The organism is Kitasatospora sp. NPDC001664, assembly GCF_053596675.1.
In genome coordinates, this window is the sequence record NZ_JBSFGS010000016.1 from 114,705 (window position 1) to 135,009 (window position 20,305).

The 20,305-nt window shown below is 71.9% G+C and carries 18 protein-coding genes; 6 read left to right on the forward strand and 12 right to left on the reverse strand.

All coding sequences use genetic code 11. The features are described 5' to 3' along the window. Positions 1-97 precede the first annotated feature (97 nt). The 3 genes from ACWCYY_RS23235 to ACWCYY_RS23245 are packed head-to-tail and all read left to right on the forward strand — an operon-like array spanning position 98 to position 4,105. Positions 98-1,579, forward strand: coding sequence for a peptide MFS transporter (locus ACWCYY_RS23235; RefSeq protein ID WP_449797096.1), 1,482 nt, complete (start codon positions 98-100; stop codon positions 1,577-1,579). 19 nt (positions 1,580-1,598) lie between these two features. After that, positions 1,599-3,626, forward strand: coding sequence for a CocE/NonD family hydrolase (locus ACWCYY_RS23240; protein WP_345289357.1), 2,028 nt, complete (start codon positions 1,599-1,601; stop codon positions 3,624-3,626). Positions 3,627-3,658: 32 nt separating this feature from the next. Beyond that, entirely contained in the window at positions 3,659-4,105 is a 447-nt protein-coding gene (locus ACWCYY_RS23245; protein ID WP_449797097.1) for a DUF3052 domain-containing protein, read from the forward strand. Between the two features lie 145 nt (positions 4,106-4,250). Here ACWCYY_RS23245 and ACWCYY_RS23250 read toward each other — a convergent pair whose 3' ends face one another. From ACWCYY_RS23250 to ACWCYY_RS23275, 6 genes are all read right to left on the reverse strand, one after another. After that, complete coding sequence (locus ACWCYY_RS23250) at positions 4,251-4,604, reverse strand: hypothetical protein (protein ID WP_449797098.1); 354 nt, start codon at positions 4,602-4,604, stop codon at positions 4,251-4,253. 105 nt (positions 4,605-4,709) lie between these two features. Then, positions 4,710-5,414, reverse strand: a complete 705-nt coding sequence (locus ACWCYY_RS23255) for a hypothetical protein (RefSeq protein ID WP_449797099.1) — start codon at positions 5,412-5,414, stop codon at positions 4,710-4,712. A gap of 34 nt (positions 5,415-5,448) precedes the next feature. Then, positions 5,449-5,913: a hypothetical protein gene (locus ACWCYY_RS23260; RefSeq protein ID WP_449797100.1), complete on the reverse strand. Its 465-nt coding sequence runs from the start codon at positions 5,911-5,913 to the stop codon at positions 5,449-5,451. A gap of 19 nt (positions 5,914-5,932) precedes the next feature. Continuing rightward, complete coding sequence (locus ACWCYY_RS23265) at positions 5,933-6,745, reverse strand: SDR family NAD(P)-dependent oxidoreductase (RefSeq protein WP_449797101.1); 813 nt, start codon at positions 6,743-6,745, stop codon at positions 5,933-5,935. A 65-nt stretch (positions 6,746-6,810) separates the two neighbouring features. After that, on the reverse strand, positions 6,811-7,233 hold the full coding sequence (locus tag ACWCYY_RS23270) for a DUF6086 family protein (RefSeq protein WP_449797102.1): 423 nt from the start codon (positions 7,231-7,233) through the stop codon (positions 6,811-6,813). Between the two features lie 71 nt (positions 7,234-7,304). Next, the gene (locus ACWCYY_RS23275) at positions 7,305-7,706 is read right to left on the reverse strand and encodes an effector-associated constant component EACC1 (protein WP_449797103.1); all 402 of its coding nucleotides are present in this window, start codon (positions 7,704-7,706) and stop codon (positions 7,305-7,307) included. A 215-nt stretch (positions 7,707-7,921) separates the two neighbouring features. Between ACWCYY_RS23275 and ACWCYY_RS23280 the strand changes: the two genes are divergently transcribed. Further along, complete coding sequence (locus tag ACWCYY_RS23280; RefSeq protein ID WP_449797104.1) at positions 7,922-8,971, forward strand: M4 family metallopeptidase; 1,050 nt, start codon at positions 7,922-7,924, stop codon at positions 8,969-8,971. A gap of 27 nt (positions 8,972-8,998) precedes the next feature. Here the strand turns inward: ACWCYY_RS23280 and ACWCYY_RS23285 are convergent, their stop codons facing one another. From ACWCYY_RS23285 to ACWCYY_RS23310, 6 genes are all read right to left on the reverse strand, one after another. Next, entirely contained in the window at positions 8,999-10,858 is a 1,860-nt protein-coding gene (locus ACWCYY_RS23285; RefSeq protein WP_449797105.1) for a caspase family protein, read from the reverse strand. Continuing rightward, entirely contained in the window at positions 10,855-11,223 is a 369-nt protein-coding gene (locus tag ACWCYY_RS23290) for an effector-associated constant component EACC1 (protein ID WP_449797106.1), read from the reverse strand. The genes ACWCYY_RS23285 and ACWCYY_RS23290 overlap by 4 nt, the downstream gene beginning before the upstream one ends. 136 nt (positions 11,224-11,359) lie before the next feature. After that, a complete protein-coding gene (locus ACWCYY_RS23295; RefSeq protein ID WP_449797107.1) occupies positions 11,360-12,697 on the reverse strand; it encodes a GH1 family beta-glucosidase in 1,338 nt (445 codons plus the stop codon). Between the two features lie 35 nt (positions 12,698-12,732). Next, positions 12,733-13,575: a carbohydrate ABC transporter permease gene (locus tag ACWCYY_RS23300; protein ID WP_345289338.1), complete on the reverse strand. Its 843-nt coding sequence runs from the start codon at positions 13,573-13,575 to the stop codon at positions 12,733-12,735. Next, on the reverse strand, positions 13,568-14,602 hold the full coding sequence (locus ACWCYY_RS23305; protein WP_380148937.1) for a carbohydrate ABC transporter permease: 1,035 nt from the start codon (positions 14,600-14,602) through the stop codon (positions 13,568-13,570). The genes ACWCYY_RS23300 and ACWCYY_RS23305 overlap by 8 nt, the downstream gene beginning before the upstream one ends. A gap of 46 nt (positions 14,603-14,648) precedes the next feature. Further along, positions 14,649-15,959: an ABC transporter substrate-binding protein gene (locus ACWCYY_RS23310; protein ID WP_345289337.1), complete on the reverse strand. Its 1,311-nt coding sequence runs from the start codon at positions 15,957-15,959 to the stop codon at positions 14,649-14,651. Positions 15,960-16,122: 163 nt separating this feature from the next. On the opposite strand from ACWCYY_RS23310, the gene ACWCYY_RS23315 reads away from it, so the two are divergent. Continuing rightward, on the forward strand, positions 16,123-17,349 hold the full coding sequence (locus ACWCYY_RS23315; protein WP_345289336.1) for an ROK family transcriptional regulator: 1,227 nt from the start codon (positions 16,123-16,125) through the stop codon (positions 17,347-17,349). Positions 17,350-17,707: 358 nt separating this feature from the next. Continuing rightward, the gene (locus ACWCYY_RS23320; RefSeq protein WP_449797108.1) at positions 17,708-20,263 is read left to right on the forward strand and encodes a discoidin domain-containing protein; all 2,556 of its coding nucleotides are present in this window, start codon (positions 17,708-17,710) and stop codon (positions 20,261-20,263) included. Positions 20,264-20,305 lie beyond the last annotated feature (42 nt).

A 20,305-nucleotide genomic window follows, 5' to 3' on the forward strand; every position in this document is an offset into this window, starting at 1 on the left:
CACGGGCTCACTCGGCAGCGCCCGGCGGCGCCCTGACGGCCGCCCAGCTCACACCCCGTCAGGAAATCGACATAAATGTCCCTTATTGTCTGTTCCTGTGACCACGGACACCGAGCGCAAGGACCCCTCCCTCCTCGACCACTCCTTCTTCGGGCACCCCAGAGGGCTGCTGACCCTCTCCGGCCTGGAGGTCTGGGAGCGGTTCTCCTTCCTCGGCATGCAGGCCATCCTGGTCCTCTACTTCGCCGACTCGGTGGCCGACGGCGGACTGGGCATGGCCCAGGGGACCGCCGCCTCGGTGGTCTCCGCCTACGGAACGCTGGTCTACCTGACCTCGGTGGTCGGCGGCTGGGTCGCCGACCGGATGCTCGGCTCCTACCGCGCGGTGCTCTACGGCGGGGTGCTGATCGCCTGCGGCCACTACGCGATGTCGGTGCCCACCGCCACCATGACCTGGGCCGGTCTCGGTCTGATCGTGATCGGCACCGGCTTCCTCAAGCCCAACGCGGCCACCCTGGTCGGCGGCCTCTACGCCACCGACGACGACCGCCGGGACGCCGGCTTCGCCCTCTACTACATGGCCATCAACATCGGCGCCTTCGCCGGCCCGCTGGTCAGCGGCTGGCTCGGTCAGAACGTGGGCTGGCACTGGGGCTTCTCGGCCGCCGCGATCGGCATGACCTTCGGCGTGGTCCAGTACGTGCTCGGCCGCTCCACCCTGCGGCGCGAGCAGGGCCCGGTGCACCCGCTCACCCCCGCCGAACGCGTCCGCTGGACCAGGGGCGCGCTGATCGGCGCGGCCGCGGTGGCCGCCGCCGGGCTGCTGCTGTGGGCCGTCGGCTGGCTCACCATGGACCGCACCGTCGACCTGATCACCCTGGTCTCGGTGCTGGCCCCGATCGCCTACTTCGCCGTCATGTTCCGCTCCCCCGAGGTCAGCCGGGAGGAGCGCGGGCGGCTGCGCCCCTACGTGGTGCTCTTCCTGGCCTCGGTAGTCTTCAACCTGGTGCTCTTCTCCTCGTACACCACACTGGCCCTGCTGGCCGTGGACCACGTGGACAACTCGATCTTCGGCTGGCACTTCCCGTCCAGCTGGTGGACCTCGATCCTGGGCGCCATCGAGGTGCTGCTGGCCCCGGTGGTCGCCGCCCTCTGGGTACGGATGGACCACCGCCAGCCGCACGCCTCCCGCAAGATCGCCTACTCGCTGTTCGCCGCCGGGGCGTCCTTCCTGATCCTGGTCCCGGCCACCGCCGGGAAGAGCGGCGACTACCGGATCGCCGGGCTCTGGCTGCTCGGCTGCTACCTCTTCATGGGCGTCGGCGACATCCTGCTGGAGACCACCGGCATGTCCGCCACCAGCAAGCTGGCGCCCCGTCACTTCGCCAGCCAGACCATGGCCGTCTGGTTCCTCTCGCTCGCCCTCTCCCAGGGCATCGCCGCCCAGCTCACCAAGGTCTACGGCGAGGTCTCCGACGCCGCCTACTACGGCTGGCTCGGCGCCCTCGCGGTGGCGGCCGGGGTCGCGCTGTACCTCGCCCTGCCCTGGATGCGCCGGACCATGCACCCCGTCCACTGATCCCTCCCGGAGGACCCCGATGCAGCACCCGTCGCAGTACCCGTACGGGACCACGCGCCAGGACCTGCGCATCCCGCTCTCCGACGGGATCGAGCTGTACGCCCGGATCTGGCGCCCCGTCACCGACGAGCCGGTGCCCGCCCTGCTGGAGTACCTCCCGTACCGGCTGACCGACTGGACCGCCCCGCGCGACGCCCAGCGCCACCCCTGGTACGCCGGCCACGGCTACGCCTCGGTCCGGGTGGACGTGCGCGGGCACGGCAACTCCGGCGGCCTGCCCGGCGACGAGTACTCCGCGCAGGAGCTGGCCGACGGCGTCGAGGTGGTGGAGTGGCTGGCCGCGCAGCCCTGGTGCAGCGGGAAGGTCGGCATGTTCGGCATCTCCTGGGGCGGCTTCAACAGCCTCCAGATCGCCGCGCTGGCCCCCGAGCCGCTCAAGGCCGTCGTCACCGTCTGCTCCACCGACGACCGGTACGACAACGACGTGCACTACATGGGCGGTTCACTGCTCGCGGTCGACATGCACGCCTGGTCAGCCACCATGCTGGCCTTCGTCGCCCGCCCGCCGGACCCGAAGTACGTCGGCGAGGACTGGCGCCGGATGTGGCTGTCGCGCTTGGAGTCCGTCGAACCCTTCGTCCACCCCTGGCTCACCCACCAGGTGCGGGACGACTACTGGCGGCACGGCAGCGTCTGCGAGGACTACGGCGCGATCACCGCCGCGGTGCTCGCCGTCGGCGGCTGGGCCGACCCCTACCGGGACACCGTCCTGCGACTGCTGGAACACCTCGACGCACCGGTGCGCGGCATCATCGGCCCCTGGTCGCACCAGTACCCCGACCGCGGCCTGCCGCCCGGCCCCGCGATCGGCTTCCTCCAGGAGACCCTGCGCTGGTGGGACCACTGGCTCAAGGGCGTCGACAACGGCGTCATGTCCGAGCCCGCACTGCGCAGTTGGATGAACGAGTCGGTCCCGCCCGCGACCGTGTACGCCAACCGGCCCGGCCGCTGGGTCGGCGACGACACCTGGCCCTCCCCCGACGTCCGCGAGGTCGGCTACGGCCTCGACGACGCGCTGCGCACCGCCGGCACCTCCGCCGACCGCTACGTGGAGGTCCGCTCCCCGCAGCACACCGGCATCGACGCCGGGCGGTTCTTCCCCTTCGGCAACGCCTCCGACCTCCCGCCGGACCAGCGCGAGGAGGACGGGCGCTCGGTCTGCTTCGACTCACTGCCGCTGCCCGAGCCGGTGGAGGTCCTGGGGCGGGCCTCGGTGCGGCTGCGGGTGCGCAGCCGGGCCCGGCGCGGGCAGGTCGTCGCCCGGCTCTGCGACGTCGCCCCCGACGGCTCCTCCACCCTGGTCACCCGCGGCGTGCTCAACCTGAGCTCCCGTCAGGGCCGCGACCGGGTGGTCGAATGGACCCCGGGCGAGGTCGAGGACGTCACCTTCGAACTCGTCTCCATCGCCCACGCCTTCCCCGCCGGCCACCGCCTGCGGCTCGCCCTCTCCTCCGCCTACTGGCCCTGGATCTGGCCCCAGCCCGACCCCACCGGCTTCGAGGTCGACCCCGGCCACAGCCGCCTGACCCTCCCCGTCCGCCACCTGGCCGCCGACGCCGGCTCCCCACCGGTCACCTTCGAACCCCCCGAGCAGTCCGAGGGCCTGGACGTCACCTACCCCGAACCCCTCACCGCCCGCCCCGAACGCCTGCTCATCCGCGACGTCGCCACCGGCGAACACCGCCTGGAGGTCGACCCCAACTACGGCGGCACCCGGATCTACCCCGACGGCCTGGTCTACGACGAACACGCCCTGGAGTCCTACGCCGTCCTCGCCGACTCCCCCCTCTCCGCCACCACCCGCTCCGACTGGACCGTCCGCCTCCAACGCCCCGACCTCGGCTGGGACACCACCGTCCGCACCCGCTCCGAAATCACCTGCGACGCCCACCACTTCACCGTCCACAACCACCTCACCGCCCTGGAGGGCGGGGACGTCGTCTTCGAACGGGACTGGCAACGCCGCATCCCCCGCACGGCGAGCTAGCGCCTTGGACGCACCGGACAGCAGGACTCGACGTGGGTGACCGGGCGCAGGGCTCCGGGGCACCGGCGGGAGGGTACTCCGGGACGCCGCTCGCCAAGAAGATCGGCATCAGGGCGGGCGACCGGGTTCAGGTGTCGCACCGGCCCGGCGGGTGGGAGGTCCCGGACCTGCCCGAGGGGACCACTGTCGCGGCCGGCGGTCCGCAGGGGGCCGATGTGGCCCTCGCCTTCCACCGGTCGTTCGCCGTGCTGGCCACGGAGGCCGCCCAACTGGTCGGGGAGCTCGACGATCACACGATGCTGTGGATCGCCTGGCCCCGGCGGGCGGCCGGGCACGACAGCGACATCACGGAGAACGGGCTGCGGGAGCTGTTCCTGCCGCTCGGCGTCGTCGACGTGAAGGTGGCCGCCCTCGGTGACGACTGGTCGGGGTTGAAGTTCGTCCGGCGCAGGGAGAACCGCGGCTCCCCGAAGCGGTAGGTGGCGGGGACGGGCTCGTCGTGGCCTACAGGTACGTGACCTGGACGATGTAGATCTGCTCGTGCCGCACCACGGTCAGGAACTCGAACATGCCGCCCCGAACGTCGGCCGTACTCCTCGCTGGGGAGGTACTCCCAGGACCAGGTCATGTGCCCAGCGCTCGGTACGCGGCTCGGACGATCTCGGCGGCAGCGAGCGCATGACGCCGGGAGTCATCCGGTTCCACTGCCACCTGCATGAGGTATTCGGCTCGGCGGAGCTTGGAGGCCGTCGCCGGATACCGCTCGATCTCGATCACGACCGCCCATCGCAGGAGGAACCCCCGGAGAGGATCGAGGGTGTCGGAGTCGATGGCCTTCGTGATCGCTTCGGCCTGCTCGCTCTGCATCTCCAGCAGACGGTCCGGGGCTACGACAGCAAGGGCAGCCCTGAGGGCGGTGATGGTCCGCTCAGGGCGCGGGATCAGCTCCTCGGCACGGTGCTCCGGTTGCGCGGTCACGTCTCCTCCGTACAGGTAGGCCGCTACCACGCTACAACGCGGCAGGACCACTGATCCTCCGGTTCGGCCGGCACGACGTCTCTCTCCTCCCGCCAACCGGTGTGGTCAGTGGGGCCGAGCCTCGGCGTGCGGGGGTTCGGTGGACCAGTCGACGCGGGTGTGCGGGGTGGCCTCGATGGTCTCCAGGGACGGGGTGGCGAGGAGGAGGGCGGCGGTGGGGGTGTCGCAGGCGACGTAGGTGGAGAGCAGGTCGTAGTCAGTGCAGACCACCCAGGTGCGGTCCTCGGGCCACCAGTACTCCGGGCCGGAGTCGCCCACGAGCGCGGCCGCCTCGGTGCGCACGGCCTCCAGGCCGGCCAGCGGGGCGGTGCGCAGCAGCGGGGCGTCGAGGCCGTTGGTGACTGCGGCCAGGTCCCAGGCGTAGTGCACGGGCTGATCCCCCGTCACCGTCTCCAGGGCGCCGGCCAGCGCGCGGCGGCTCGCCGCGTCGAGCGCCCCGTCCTCCGCCACCCAGCGGACGGTGGTCACCTCGCCGTCCTCGTCCTGGGTCTCCAGGCCGTCCTTCAGCCAGCGGTGCGAGAGCTCCGGGAGGAACGGGACGCCCGACCGCTCCGCCCACTCCCGCCAACTCGGGCCCTGGACGGCGCCGTCGAGGCTCTCGAAGCGGTGGAAGATCCGGACGTACGCCTGGTACCCGTCGGGCAGCAGCTGGGACACCAGGTGCCCGGGGCCGGGCTCCGGCCGTCCGAGCCGGGCCGACAGCCAGGCGAGTCCGGTGCCGTCATGGGTCCATTCGCGGTGCTCTGTCACGGTTGCGATTATCCCCTGAAGCCACGTCAGGACCTCACAGGTGCTGCCTCGCCGTGGCCACGAACTCGTCGATCAGCAGACGGGTGGCGTCCCGCCGGGCGATGACGTCCGCCAGGTCGGTGGCCCGGTCGATCCGGCCGACCGTCTCGAAGGCCGATGCCGCGACGGCGGCGATCTCGGGCGTCCTGGCGGTCAACTGGACCTGGAAGAGCGCGTGTTGGGCGCGGGAGCGGAGCTCGAAGGAGCGGTTGCGGAGGGTGGGCTCCTCGGCGGCGTCGACGCCCTGGTGCACGCAGTGCCAGTGGTGCAGCAGCGCCTGGCGGAACTCCACCAGCACCCCGGCGAAGGCCCCGAAGGCCTCGATCCGCTCCTGCCGGTGCCGCTCCGCCCGTGCGCTCCACTCCGTCTGCCGAGCCGAACGCTGCTGGAACAGATGGGTGAGCAGGGAGCCGAACAGGGTCCCCAACACGGCTATGACACTGGTGAGTATGGCGCTCATGGAGCCCCATGCAAGCAGATCAGCCCTCCCGGCGCTCCACCCGGAAGGGGAACGGCACCGTCCCCGGGTCCAGCGCGCTGATGCCGCCGTCGACGTTGAGCACCGCACCGTTGACCAGGCTCGCCGCCGGGGAGAGCAACCAGGCCACCGCCTCGGCGACTTCGGCCGCCTCCCCCGCCCGCTCCAGGGGATTGAGCCGGGTCGCCTCCTCGTACGCGGCGTCCACGTCCTCGTGCCCGCTCAGCCGCGCGAGGCGCCCCATCGGGCGGTCGGCCATCTCGGTGCGGACCCAGCTGGGGCAGACCACGTTGGACCGCACGCCCTGCCAGCCGTAGTCGACCGCCACCGAGCGGCAGAGCTGGAGCAGCGCGGCCTTGGAGGTGGCGTACGCGGCGTTGCCGTGCCCGCTGCGAATCGCGGAGACCGAGGCGACGCCGACCACGGCGCCACCGCCCTCCGCCGCCAACAGGTGCGGCAGCGCGGCGCGCAGCACCAGGAACGGCCCCGTGACGTTGGTCCGCAGCACCGCCTCCCAGTCCTCCACCGCGAGCTCCCCGACCGCCCCCGGCCGCCCGATCCCGGCGTTCAGCACCAGCCCGTCCAGCCGCCCGAACCGTTCGACCGTCGCCGCGACCAGCCCCTCCACCTGCCGCTGATCCGTGGTGTCCGCCACGTGCGCGACCGCCCCGGTCTCCCGCGCGACCGCCGCCAACGGCTCCGCCCGCCGCCCGGACACCACCACCTCGTGCCCGGCCTCCCGCAACACCCGAGCGGTCGCCGCCCCGATCCCCGTCCCGCCCCCGGTGACGACCACGACCCGCTTCCCGCCCACGACTCCCCCACTCCCCCGACCGGCCTCGTCCGCCGATCATACGTACGCCGGTCCCAGCAGGGTCGTCAGCGGGCCATCGCCAGGCTCAATTCGGCTGCCTTCAGACGCAGTTCACCGACCTGACCGTCCGTCACGGGCCGCGCCGGCACCTGCACGTCCCTCAGCTCCCAGGCCGGCCCGGAGCCCGTCGGCTCCCACCCCGGCCCGACACCGGCCCGGTCCGCCAGCACCAGCGTCGTCAGCACGAAGCCCTCGCTCAGCGCCCGGATCACGGCGTGCCCTGTCCGCAAGTGCCGGTCCAGCAAGGCCTGCGCGAAGACTCCCAGCACCGGCGGACTCACCTGGGCCTCGTCCGCCCTCATCCGCGAGATCCCCGCGAACAGCCCGAGCTCCTCCTGGAACACGTCCACCTGCTGACGGAACAGGCCTGACGCCCCGTTCGACGGGTTCCACAGCGTCTCGTCACCCACCATGTAGTACTGACTCATCCATCACTCCTCTCGCCGCGAACCAGCGAGAGTAGCGCCACCGCCCGTCGAGGGCCCGTCGATTTCCCCTCTCAGGAAGCGAGGGCTCCGGTCCTGGTCGGCCAGGGCGCGTACTCGTCCTCGTCCTCCGCCGGGGCGGTGAGCACCTCGCGCACCAGGATCTCGACCTCCTCGGGCCGTTGGTCGGCCAGGCGTACGCTCCGACCGTCCGGCGAGGAGACCGAGATCCGTACCCCACCGGCACCCGGCCGGGTCAGGAAGCCGTGCAGCGCCCCGGCCAGTGCGCCCGCCGCCCCGCCGTGCCCGACCGCCACGACCAGCACTCCGTAAGGGAGGCCGAGCTCACCGCGCCAGCGCCGCGCGGCGCGCGCCCGGATCCGGCCGCACAGCAGCGGATCGATCTCCAACCACCGCTCCAGTTCACGCAGTTCGCACACCGCGTCGCCGCCCCGCACCGAAAGCCAAGCCTCCACTGCCCCTCCTCCGCTCCGCCTTCCTTGGAGTCTCGGCGGCCGGAAAACGGTTTGGCAACCCCCTAACGGGGCCGCCGGATCACGGTGTTAGGAGTTCCGACGGGTTCGGTCCGGGCCCTGTCCATTCCCGTGGCGATGCGGCATGATCCCCGCCGTCGGACCCGACCGATCGGTCGGGCCGCCGCAGTCCGCCACCAGCCCGCCCTGGAGGAGCCTTGTCCCGTACCACCCGTGCTTCCCGCCTCGCCCTGGCCACCGCCGCCGCCCTGGCCACCCTCGCCGTCCCGGTCTCCCCGGCCGTGGCCGCCCCCGCCGCCCCCGCCGTTCCCACCGGCCAGGTCTTCCGGGTCAACCCCGTGCAGGCGACCGGGGACCAGTCGCTGACCGACGCCAAGGACGCCGATTCCGCCGTGCCGGCCTCCGCCTACGCGACCGTGGCACTGCGCAACCTCGACGCGAGCGGCGGCCTCTCCGGCCGCTGGGCGGCGGTCCGTTCGGAGACCGGAACCCCCGCGCGGTCGGCCGCCGGGGACTTCCGGTACACCCGCAGCGACGACCGGTTCGAGCAGGTGATGGCGTACTTCTGGGTCAACGAGGCGCAGGAGTACCTCCAGGGCCTGGGCTTCGGCGGCGAGCTGCGCGGGGCCAACGACAAGGTCCAGCAGGTCCGGCTCAACCAGTGGGGATCCGACAACTCCTTCTTCACCGACAAGAAGAACGAGATCCGCCTCGGCAAGGGCGGCGTGGACGACGCCGAGGACGCCGAGGTGATCGTGCACGAGTACGGTCACGCGGTCCACGAGGCCCAGGTGCCCGGCTTCGGCAGCTCGGTGGAGGCCGGATCGATCGGCGAGGCCTTCGGCGACTACCTCGCCCTGGCGGTCGGTCAGGCCGCCCAGGCCCGGTACGGCTGGACCGGCCGGGCCGAGGAGGCCTGCGTCGGCGACTGGGACTCGACCGCCTACACCACCACCACGCCGCACTGCCTGCGCCGCCTCGACACCGGCAAGACCTACGCCGACCGGGTCGGCGAGGTGCACGCGGACGGCGAGATCTGGTCCCGGGCGCTGTACGACGTCCGCAAGGCGCTCGGCGCCCGCACCGCCGACCGCGTGATCGTCAACGCCCAGTTCTCCTTCGCCCCCGACACCTCCTTCTCCGCCGCGGCCCAGGCCACCGTGGCCACCGCCCGGGCGATGTACGGCGACCAGGCGGCGGCGACGGTCCGTCAGGCCTTCGCCGCCCGGCAGATCCCGGGCCTGTAGCCGGTGCGGTGCCGCCGTCCCCGTGGTTCAGCGAAGGGCTGCCGCGAGGGCGGCGGCACCGCTCCGGCGGTGGCCGGCGCCGAGCAGGACGGCGGCGATCCCGGTGAGGGCGTACACCGTCCAGGGGCTGTCCGTGACGGTGCCCGCCAGGGCCATCGCGCCGTGCGGGTCAGTGGCGGCCAGGACGGGGGCCAGATCGGCGCGGGCGGCCTGCTCGGCCTCGGGGTCGCCGATGGTGCGGGTGATCTCCAGGGCACGGCCCGGGTCGGCGGCACCGGCCACGACGGCCACGGCGGCCAGGGCCTCGGCGCGGCGGGAGCGATCGGTGATGGTGTCGGCGAGGCGGGCGGCCCGCCCGGGATCGGTGGCGGCCACCGCCCGGCAGACGCCCACCAGGGCGTGGGGGTAGGCCTGTTGGTCCGCATGGGGGGCGAGGAAGGCCAGTGCCCGGTCCGGGTCGACGGCCGCCAGGGCCTCGGCGACGGAGAGCGTCTCCCAGGGCCTGCAGCGGTCGGGCAGCAGCCGGAGGGCGCGGCCGGGGTCCGCGGCTGCCAGGGCCAGGGCGACGCGGGCGCGGGCCACGGTGCGGGAGTAGCCCTCCGGCAGGGCGTCGGCGAGCTCCTCCGCGCGGTCCGGCGCGAAGGCGGCGACCGAGCGCACCACGTCCTCCCAGCGGACCGAACTCTTCCGGCTCGGACGCTTGTCGGACAGGAAGTAGGTGTCCAGCAGGTACAGTCCGTCGGCCCGGTCGCGGTGGCCGTCGACCCGGGCGCTCTCCACGATGGCCTCGCTCCGGTAGGGCTCCCAGAGGCTCTGTGCCATGTCGATGGCCCTGAAGGGGTCCTCGGCGGCGAGCACCACGGCGATGTCCGCCGTGATCGACTGTCGTCGGTCCGGGTCGGAGACGGTGGCGGCCATGCCCAGGGCCTGCTCGACCGAGGCCTTGGCGACCACCGGGGCGACGGCGGCGAGGAGGATGCGCCGCAGCTGCTTGGTGTCCGCCCGCGCGGTGTGCCGGAGCGCCTGTTCGATCGCCCGTTCCGCGACCTCGGGGACGGCCTTCCGCCCCGGGGACGCCGGCCCGGTGACGGCTGCGTGCACCAGGACCGGGAGCGCCTGCCCCACTAGCGGCCGATGGCCCGGACGGGCCTGCCGGTTGCGGACCAGCCCCAGCTCGCCGGCCGTGTCGGTGCCGAGGTGCTGCGGCAACGGGAGTCCCTCGGCGGCGAGTTGGGCACGGAGGTGCCGGAACAGGTCCGCCGGGGTGAGCATCGGCCCGGCCTGCGGGCTGCCCTCCTCCAGCAGCCGGAGCAGCCGCCCGGTGAACGCGGTGTGCGGCTCGCCGTCCAGCATCAGGGCGGCCCGGTTGGCCGGGGCCGAGGTGAGGGTGAAGGCACCGGAGACCTCCAGCTCGGCGAGGTGCGGCTGCGACGACTCCGCCATCGGGCGGCCCACCGCCCGGCCGCTGAAGCAGCTGTCCAGGATCAGCACGCGGTTCTCCGCCCGACTGTCCAGGAAGGTCTCCCGGACGGCCTCGAAGGGCAGGGCGGTGTAGGGGAGCCGGTCGACGTGGGTGCCGGCCAGGCCCAGGTGGAGCTTGCCCCGCCGGTCGATCAGGCCGTGCCCGGCGAAGTAGACCAGCAGCAGGTCCTCCGCCTCCTCGGCAGCGGCCGCCAACTCCTCCCCCACCCGGGCCAGGTCGGCGTCCGGCGGCACGGTGCGGCAGTGCTCCGCCGGGAAGCCGCCGAGCCCGGGATCGGTCAACACCCGTTCCAGATCGGCGACTCCGGCCGCGACCACCCCCAGATCGGGCAGCCGCTCGTCGCGGTAGGCCGACGTACCGATCAGCACCACCCGCGACCGCCCCGGGTCGACCGCCCGGCTCATGCCTCGACCTCGCCCCGTCCCCCGCCCTCGACTTCGGCCCCGGCCCTGCCGGGCTCCTCCGTGGCGGCGATCACCTGGCGCAGCAAGGCCTCGACGTCCTCGACCCGTTGGGCCTCCAGCTCGACGCTCTGCCCGTCCGGCGAGGAGACCGAGATCCGCACGTCGGCGCCGCGCGGGCGGGTCAGGTAGCCGTGCAGCGATCCGGCCAGGACGGTGACCACCCCGCCGCTGCCGATCGCCGCGATCAACACGTCGTACGGCGCGCCGAGTTCACCGTGCCCCGGCCGGGCGGCCCGCGGCCGCACCTTCCCCCGCAGCTCCGGTTCCTCGTTCAACCACCCGTCGAGTTCCTGAAGTTCGCGCACCGGGTCCCCACCCAGTACGGAGATCCATGCCTCCACTGCCCCTCCTCGCCTCCGGACTCCACGGAGTCTACGACCGGAGGCCGGACGCGGAAGGGCCGACCGGGGTGGTCCCCCGGCCGGCCTCAGATGGTTCCGCTCAGCGGCTGCGGTGGGCCGCTATCAGCTCGGCGTAGCGCAGGCCGCTGGTCTTGACGGTGCGTCGCTGGGTCTCGTAGTCGACGTGGACCAGGCCGAAGCGCTTGTCGTAGCCGTACGCCCACTCGAAGTTGTCGAGCAGGGACCAGGCGAAGTACCCGGCCAGCGGGGCGCCCTGGGCCACGGCGCGGTCGCAGGCGGCGAGGTGCTGCTCCAGGTAGGCGGTGCGGCCGGGGTCGTGGACGGCGCCCTCGGGGGTGACGGTGTCGGCGTAGGCGGACCCGTTCTCGGTGACGTAGATCTTCGAGGCGCCGTACTCGTTCGACAGACGGAGGATCAGCTCCTCCAGGCCGGGGGCGTGCACCTCCCAGTCCATCGCGGTGTGCTCCGCGTTCGGGCCGCGCACCTGGCGGAAGCCGGGCGCCGGTCCGGACGGGTCGTCGGTCACGAACTGCCGGAAGTAGTAGTTCAGGCCGATCCAGTCCAGCGGGGCCCCGATCAGCTCCATGTCGCCCTCCCGGACCGGGAGTTCGACGCCGTAGAGCTTGACCATGTCCTCGGGGTAGCCGCGCCCGAAGACCGGGTCCAGCCACCACCGGTTGATGTGGCCGTCGGCGCGGACGGCGGCGGCCAGGTCGGCGGCCGAGCCGGAGGCCGGCTCGATGGTGCTGAGGTTGTTGACGATGCCGATCTTCGCGCCCGGCACGGACTCCCGCAGGACCTGGACGGCGAGGCCGTGGCCGAGGTGCAGGTGGTAGGAGGCCCGGACGGCGGTGGTGAGGTCCTTGATGCCGGGGGCCATGTTGCCGTCGAGGTGGCCGATCCAGGCGGAGCAGAGCGGCTCGTTGAGGGTGGCCCAGTTGGTCACCCGGTCGCCGAGGCGCTCGGCCACCACGGCCGCGTACTCGGCGAAGCGTTCGGCCGTGGCGCGCTCGGCCCAGCCGCCCCGGTCCTGCTGGGCCTGCGGGAGGTCCCAGTGGTACAGGGTCGGGAAGGGGGTGAGGCCGGCCTCCAACTGGGCGTCCACCAGCCGGTCGTAGAAGTCCAGCCCGGCCGGGTTGACCACGCCGTCGGCCTGCGGCACCACGCGGGGCCAGGCGATCGAGAAGCGGTAGGCGCCCAGGCCCAGCCGGGAGGCCAGGCCGAGGTCCTCCGGCCAGCGGTGGTAGTGGTCGCACGCCACGTCACCGGTGTCCCCGTTGTCGACCTTGCCCGGGGTGTGGGAGAAGGTGTCCCAGATCGACGGGGCCCGGCCGTCCTCGGCGACGGCGCCCTCGATCTGGTAGGCGGCGGTGGCCGCGCCCCAGACGAAGTCGTCGGGGAGAGAACGGAGTTCCATGTCAGCTTGCCTTTCGAAGGGGACGGAGAGGAGGGTCACTTGACGGCGCCGGCGGTGAGGCCGGCCACCAGGTAGCGCTGCAGCAGGAGGAATCCGGCGACCACGGGGACGCTGACCACCAGGGAGGCGGCCATCACCTGGTTCCAGTACACGTCGGTCTGGGTGGCGTACCCCTGGAGGCCGACGGACAGGGTGCGGGTGGTCTTGTTGGTCATCACCGAGGCGAACAGCACCTCGCCCCAGGCGGTCATGAAGGCGTAGACCGAGACGGCGATGATGCCGGGGGTGGCCGCGGGGACCACGATCCGCAGCAGCGTGCGCAGCGGGCCGCAGCCGTCCACCGCCGCCGCCTCGTCCAAGTCCCGCGGGATGGAGTCGAAGTAGCCGACCAGCATCCAGATCGAGAACGGGAGCGAGAAGGTGAGGTAGGTGAGGATCAGCCCGCCCCGGCTGCCGTAGAGGGCGATGCCGGTGGCGTTGCCGAGGTTCACGAAGATGAGGAAGAGCGGCAGCAGGAAGAGGATGCCGGGGAACATCTGGGTGGAGAGCACCGTGACGGTGAAGAGCTTGCGGCCGCGGAAGCGGTAGCGGCTCACGCCGTAGGCGGCGAAGACCGCGATGGCCACCGAGCAGAGCGTCGCGCTCACCGACACGATCAGCGAGTTGACGAAGTAGTCGGCCAGCGGGACGGTCGTCCAGATGTCGACGTACGGACGGAGCGTCAGCTCGCTGGGGATCCAGCGGAACGGGCCCTGGACGTCGCGCAGCGGCTTGAGCGAGGAGCTGAGCATCACCAGCACCGGCGCCAGCACGAAGGCGGTCAGCAGGGTGAGGAACACCCGGCGGGCCCAGCGGAAGGACGAAGGAGGCTTAAGCATCGGCGTCCCTCCGGCGCGAGCCGACGAACAGGTAGACCGCCGTCACCAGCAGCAGGAAGAGCAGCAGCAGCACGGACATGGCCGAGCCGGAGCCGAAGTTCCAGGTGACGAAGGAGGACTGGTAGATGTGGATGGAGATCAGGTCGGCCTGCTCGGGGGCGGACTTGCCGAACAGCACGTAGGGGGTGTTGAAGTCGTTGAAGGTCCAGAGGAAGAGCACCAGCACCAGCACCTGGTTGACCGGCCGCAGGGACGGCAGGGTGATCCGGCGGATCTGCTGCCAGACCCCGGCCCCGTCGATCGCGGAGGCCTCGTAGAGCTCCCGCGGGATGTTCTGCAGGCCGGCCATCAGGGTCAGGAAGGCGAACGGCCAGGTCTTCCAGACCGCGACCACCACCAGGGCCCAGAAGCTGTTCTCGCCGATCAGCCAGAACGGCTTCTCGTCCAGCAGGTGGAGCTGGTCCACCAGGAAGTGGTTCACCAGGCCGGTGTCCCGCTGGAACATGAACGACCAGGTGATCACCGCCGCGTAGACCGGCAGCGCGTACGGCACCAGGAACAGGGTGCGGAGCAGGCCCCGCCCCCGGAACTCCTGCTGGAGGAAGACCGCCGCCGCCGTCCCCAGCAGCCAGGAGAGCCCGACCGCCAGGGCGGTGAACGTACAGGTGACCCAGAACGAGTGCAGCAGCGATCGGCCGATCGGTGCGTCGAAGTCCACCGCCACGCGGTAGTTGGCGAGGCCGGACCAGGGCGCGGCCGACCAGTCCCGGATGAAGAACTGGGTGAGCTGCTTGAAGCTCATCGCGATGCCGACCACCATCGGGACCAGGTGGATCAGCAGCTCCAGGGCGAGCGCCGGGAGCAGGAGCAGGTAGGGCAGGGCACGTCGGCCGAATCGCTGTCGCATCAGATCAAAGAGCTTCCGGCTGTTGGGGGGTGGGAGAAGGAGCGGCGTCCGGGCCGAGTCTGGGCGGCGCCGACGAAGGAGTAGCAGCGGAGCTGCGGCGACTGAGGAGAAGCCGTCCAGGCGACAGCCCGGGCGTCGTGACGCCGCCCCCCAACAGCCGGGAGCTCTAGGCCGGCATCTGCTGCTGGGCCTTGGTGAGTTCGGCCTTGACCGACTCGTCCGTGACCGGCTTGCCGGAGGCGGCCGCGGCCAGCAGGTTCTTCACCGCCGTGCCGACCAGGGTCTCGAACTGGCTCTCGTTCGCCACCTGCGGCAGCGGGGCGGCGCTGGTCTGCAGCACGGTGGCCAGGGTCTTCAACTCCGGGGTGGAGAAGGCGGGATCGGCCTGGGCCTCCTTGACCGGCGGGATGGAGCCGTAGGTCTTGTTGAGCTGGACCTGCTCCTCGTTGCTGGTCATGAACTTCACGAACTGCAGCGCGCCGTCGGTGTTCTTGGTGTTCTTGAAGACCGCCAGGTTGATGCCCGCGACCATCGAGGTGGTGGCCTTGGCGCCGGTGGCGCCCGCCGGGAGCGGGATCGGCGCGACGGCGTAGTCCTCGGGGGCCATGCCGTGCGACTTGAGCGAGGCACCGGCCGCCTGCCACATCAGCATCGCGGCCTTGCCGCTGGCGAAGTCGGTCACCGACTGGTTGGCGGCGTACTCGGCGTTGCCGGGGGCGACGATCTTGTCCTTGGCGATGAAGTCGACGTACTGCTTGACCGCGGCGACCGCCTCGGGGGTGGCGAAGGCGGGCTTGCCGGAGGCGTCGAACCAGTCGGCGCCGTGCTGCTTGCCGAAGGCGAAGGCGTGGTGGACGTTCTCCGAGACGTTGCCGCCCTCGATGGCGAGGCCGAACTTGCCGTCCTTGGTGAGCTTCTGGGCGTCCGTCAGCAGCTCGTCCCAGGTGGCGGGGGGCTGGGCGATGCCGGCCTGCTGGAAGAGCTTCTTGTTGTAGTAGAGGCCGTAGGCCATGGAGTACAGCGGGACGGCCGCCGGGTCCTTGCCCGCCGCGCCGGCGGAGGCGATGGTGGACGGCGTGAAGCGGTCCTTGCCCCCGATCTTGCCGAAGGTGGCCTCGTCGAACGGCAGCAGGGCGCCGGTGGCCTGCAGCGAGGCGGACCAGGTGTTGCCGATGTTCAGCACGTCGGGGCCCTGGCCGGACGCAGTGGCGGCCAGGATCCGGTTCAGCAGGTCGGACCAGGGGACGACCTCGAGCTTGACCTTGATCCCGGTCTGCTGCTCGAACTTTCTCAGTTCGGGCTCCAGGACCTGCTTGTCGTTCTCCAGGCTGGTGCCCTGGTTGCTGGCCCAGTAGGTGAGTTCCTTCGGGGCGCTGTTGTCGCCGCCCTCGGAGGAGGACCCGCCGCCGCAGGCGGTGGCGGTCAGGGTGAGGACGGAGACCAGAGCGGTGGCTGCGGCGAGACGGTGGAAGCGCATGACCGTGTCCCTCTCGGACGAGTGGGTGGTGGGATTCGGGGGAAGTGTGAGCCGCCGTGGAACCGCGAGCTCAGATGCTTACTTCGGACCGTGATTTAACGTGTGAGAAAAGCTGGCGTCAAGAGTCCGCGCAGCGATAGATTCGAGTCAGGAGGGAGACCAGATGGCAGAGCGAGGCAAGCAGACCGTCCGTGACCTGCGACGGGGCAGCCGTTCCACCCTGTTGCACCGGCTGTACTTCGAAGGTCCGCTGAGCAGACAGGAGTTGGGGCGGATCAGCGGCCTGAGCGGCGGCTCGGTCAGCAACGTGGTGGGCGAACTGATCGCCGACGGGCTGGTGGAGGAGTGCGGCTCGGTCGACTCCGACGGCGGCCGCCCCCGGATCCTGCTCCAGGTCACCCCCGACCGGGCGCACCTGATCGGGGTGGACGTGGGCGAGACCCAGGTGCGGGTCGCGCTCTTCGACCTGGCGCTGACCGAGCTGGCCGCCAGCGACCACCCGCTCTCCGACCACGGTCACGACGTGGACCACGTGGTCGAGCTGATGCTCACCGGCATCGGCGAGGTGCTGGAGCGCACCGGAGTGGACCGCGGCACCGTGCTCGGGGTCGGCATCGGCGTGCCCGGCATCGTGGAGCAGGGCGAGCCCGACTCGGACGGGTACGGCGTGGTGGTGCACAGCCAGACCGTCGGCTGGGACGCCGTGCCGCTCGGCCGGTTGCTCCGGGCCGGCACCGACCTGCCGCTCTACGTGGACAACGGCGCCAAGACCCTGGGGCAGGCCGAGATGTGGTTCGGTGCCGGGCAGGGTGCGCGGCACGCGGTGGTCGCGCTGTTCGGCTCCGGCGTCGGGGCCTGCGTGATCGCCGACGGCTCGCGCTTCCGCGGCGCCACCAGCAGCGCGGGCGAGTGGGGCCACACCAAGGTGCACGTCGGCGGGCGGCTCTGCCGGTGCGGCTCCAAGGGCTGCCTGGAGGCGTACGTCGGCGCGGAGGCGCTGGTCGAGCGGTGGGGCGCGGCGCCGCCCGGCAGTTCGGAGAAGGAGGGCCTGGCCGCCCTGCTGGCCGCCGCCGAAACGGGCGACCCGGCGGCGGAGGCCCTGCTCGCCGAGGCCGCCGAGTACCTGGGCGCGGCCATCGCCGATCTGGTCAACCTCTTCAACCCCGAACGGATCGTGATCGGCGGCTGGGCCGGGCTGCTGCTCGGGCCGCGGCTGCTCCCGGGCATCGAGGCCGCCGCCACCGAGTACGCCCTGCGCTTCCCGCGCGCCCAGACCACCATCACCCTGGGCCGGCTGGGCCCGGACGCCGTCACGGTGGGCGCGGCCACCCTGCCGCTGACGCACTTCCTCACCTCGGGCGGGGAGCTCCGCCGGCTCGCCCCCGCGTAGCGGGAACCGGCTGCCGACCGGAGTCGCCGCCTCCAGCGGATCTCCGGCCCGAGACGCGGGAGCGGGACGGGGCGAGATCCGGACGGGGCGAGGGGCGGCGGCACGGCGAACTCCGGAGGCCGTCCGCACGGGTACGCGCAGGGTCCCCCACCTGCGCGAACTCCCTTCCAGGAGCCCGCACTTGGGCGTACACGTCGGGTCTTCCCGGTTTCCGTCAGGTTTCCACCGGGTGCTTGACAGCCGCGAGTTGGGCCCTCCAGACTCCCACCGGGGAGCGCTCTCCGAAGATCCGCCGGTGTGTAGTGTCCACCGCCCGCGCCTCCCGACCCCCACCCCCCACCCACCGCAGGAGAAGCCCGTGAGGCTCACCTCGGCACGCGGCACGGCCGCGACCGCCACCACGCTGGCACTGCTCTCCGGAGCACTGCTCGCCCTGCCCGGCACCACCGCCCACGCCGCCGACGCCCTGATCTCCCAGGGCAAGACGGTCACCGCCTCCTCCACCGAGAACGGCGGCACCGCCGCGGCCCTCGCCGTGGACGGCTCCACCGCCACCCGCTGGTCCTCCGCCGCGAGCGACCAGCAGTGGCTCCAGGTCGACCTCGGCGCCAGCTCCACCATCAGCAAGGTGGTGCTCAACTGGGAGGCCGCGTACGGGAAGTCGTACCAGATCCAGACCTCGGCCGACGGCAACGCCTGGACCACCATCCACACCACCACCAACGGCACCGGCGGTGTGGAGACCCTGAACGTCACCGGCACCGGCCGCTACGTCCGGATGAACGGCCTGACCCGGGGCACCGGGTACGGCTACTCGCTCTGGGAGTTCCAGGTCTTCGGCACCCAGACCGGCGGCTCCACCTGCTCCACCACCGACGCCGCCCAGGGCCGCCCCACCACCGCCTCCTCCACCGAGAACGGCGGCACCCCGGCCTCGGCCGCCACCGACGGCAACTCCGGCACCCGCTGGGCCTCGGCGGCCAGTGACCCGCAGTGGCTCCAGGTGGACCTCGGCTCGGTCCAGCAGCTCTGCCGGGTGGTGCTCAACTGGGAGGCCGCGTACGGGAAGTCGTACCAGATCCAGACCTCGGCCGACGGCAACGCCTGGACCACCATCCAGAGCACCACCAACGGCGCGGGCGGCACCGAGACCCTGGACGTCTCCGGCTCCGGCCGCTACGTCCGGATGAACGGCCTGACCCGGGGCACCGGGTACGGCTACTCGCTCTGGGACTTCAAGGTCAACACCGGCACCGGCCTGCCCCCGATCCAGGGCGGTGGCGACCTCGGCCCCAACGTGATCGTCTTCGACCCGTCCACCCCGAACATCCAGGCCAAGCTGGACCAGGTCTTCCAGCAGCAGGAGTCGGCCCAGTTCGGCAGCGGGCGTTACCAGTTCCTCTTCAAGCCGGGCACGTACAACAACCTCAACGCCCAGGTCGGCTTCTACACCTCGGTCAGCGGCCTCGGCCTCTCCCCCGACGACACCACCATCAACGGTGACGTCACCGTGGACGCCGGCTGGTTCAACGGCAACGCGACCCAGAACTTCTGGCGCTCCACCGAGAACCTGGCCCTCAACCCGGTGAGCGGCACCGACCGCTGGGCCGTCGCCCAGGCCGCGCCGTTCCGCCGGATGCACGTCAAGGGCGGCCTCAACCTGGCCCCCAACGGCTACGGCTGGGCCAGCGGCGGGTACATCGCCGACAGCAAGATCGACGGCCAGATCGGCAACTACTCGCAGCAGCAGTGGTACACCCGGGACAGCTCGATCGGCGGCTTCTCCAACTCGGTCTGGAACCAGGTCTTCTCCGGCGTCCAGGGCGCTCCCGCGCAGAGCTTCCCGAACCCCGCCTACACCACCCTGGACACCACCCCGGTCTCCCGGGAGAAGCCCTTCCTCTACCTGGACGGCGCCGACTACAAGGTCTTCGTCCCGGCCAAGCGCACCGACGCGCGCGGCACCAGCTGGGGCAACGGCACCCCGCAGGGCAGCTCCATCCCGCTCTCCCAGTTCTACGTGGTGAAGGCCGGCGCCACCGCCGCCACCATCAACGCGGCGCTGGCCCAGGGCCTCAACCTGCTGTTCACGCCCGGCGTCTACCACGTCGACCAGACGATCAACGTGACCCGCCCGGACACCGTGGTGCTCGGCCTCGGCCTGGCCACCCTCGTCCCGGACAACGGCGTCACCGCGATGAAGGTCGCCGACGTGGACGGCGTGAAGCTGGCCGGCTTCCTGATCGACGCCGGCACCGTCAACTCCCCCACCCTGCTGGAGGTCGGGCCCACCGGCGCCTCGGCCGACCACACCGCCAACCCCACCACCGTCCAGGACGTCTTCGTCCGGGTCGGCGGCGCGGGCGCCGGCAAGGCCACCACGGCCGTCGTGGTCAACAGCGACGACGTGATCGTGGACCACACCTGGCTCTGGCGGGCCGACCACGGTGACGGCGTCGGCTGGGAGACCAACCGCTCGGACTACGGTCTGATCGTGAACGGCGACGACGTGCTGACCAGCGGTCTGTTCGTCGAGCACTTCAACAAGTACGACGTGCAGTGGTTCGGCGAGCGCGGCAAGACCATCTTCTTCCAGAACGAGAAGGCCTACGACGCCCCCAACCAGGCCGCGGTGCAGAACGGTTCGACCCAGGGCTACGCCGCCTACCGGGTCGGCCCGGACGTCCAGACCCACGAGGGCTGGGGCCTGGGCAGCTACTGCTACTACAACGTGGACCCGAGCATCCGTCAGGAGCACGGCTTCGAGGCCCCGGTCCGCCCGGGCGTGAAGTTCCACGACCTCTCGGTGGTCTCGCTGGGCGGCAACGGCCAGTACAACCACGTGGTCAACTCCACCGGCGCCGCCACCTCGGGCACCGGCACCACCCCGTCCACCGTGGTCTCCTTCCCGTGACCCCGGCCCGCTGACGCGGCGGCCCGCCCCCACCTCGGCGGA